We start from the raw sequence: 833 nt of genomic DNA, 5'->3' as shown, positions 1-833 counted from the left end.
CCGTCTATTCGATTGGGGGCGTGATCCTAGCGGAACCACCCTTCAAGGCCAGCAGTCTAAGAATGGCTGCATGACAGGCGGACACACGACTGCACTCGAGATGCGCTGCACGACCGTACCAAATTCCCCTCATGCGGGAGCCTTCTACACACGATGCCTATTTAGCACCAACGGAGCGGGAGCCTTCCACATGGGGTAATCGCGGGAGCGGTTTTGCCCTGAATCCAACCATAGTCTTGGAGGGGGGCTGTTCCCCGATAGGATGGAGATACGGGCTCACGACCTGACGCCGGGCCCAAGCATCTAAGGGAGAACAGCCATGGAAGAATATATCGGTCTCGACGTGTCGATGAAAGAGACGGCGGTGTCGATCCGCCGTGAAGGTGAGCGCGTCTGGCGCGGCAAGTGTGCCTCTGATCCAAGGATCATTGCCGAGCTTATCCGCAAGCGGGCGCCCGCGGCCAAACGTGTGGTGTTCGAGACTGGGCCCCTTTCCGTCTGGTTCTATCATGCGCTTCAGGAAGAGGGGTTGCCGGCAATCTGTATCGATGCGCGCCATGCCAAGGCAGCGCTCGAGATGGCCGCCAACAAGACCGACGCGAACGACGCCGATGGTTTGGCACATCTTGCAGAGGTGGGGTTTTTCCGTGAGGTGCGGGTGAAAGGATACGACAGCATGCTGACCCGCACGCTCGTGGCCGCGCGCACTCGACTGGTCAGGATCACCACCGAGCTTTCGAACCAGATTCGTGGAATCATGAAAACGTTCGGCCTGGTCGTACCCGCAGGTAAGGGAACCACATTCGAGAAGAACGTTCGCCGCCTTCTTGTCG

The 833-nt window shown here is 59.1% G+C and carries 2 protein-coding genes; both read left to right on the top strand.

The genetic code is table 11. From position 1 onward, the window contains the following. Positions 1–199, top strand: a 199-nt coding sequence (locus CEV33_RS24150) for a hypothetical protein (RefSeq protein ID WP_208620109.1), incomplete at its 5' end; no start/stop codon positions are given. A 120-nt stretch (positions 200–319) separates the two neighbouring features. After that, a partial coding sequence (locus CEV33_RS00225) for an IS110 family transposase (RefSeq protein WP_141211511.1) occupies positions 320–833 on the top strand: 514 nt, incomplete at its 3' end.

The sequence above is a fragment of the Brucella grignonensis genome (assembly GCF_002252505.1).
In the GTDB taxonomy this organism is placed as follows: domain Bacteria; phylum Pseudomonadota; class Alphaproteobacteria; order Rhizobiales; family Rhizobiaceae; genus Brucella; species Brucella grignonensis.
Note: the sequence above shows the minus strand (reverse complement) of the source record. Positions and strands in the feature narration are given on the sequence as shown.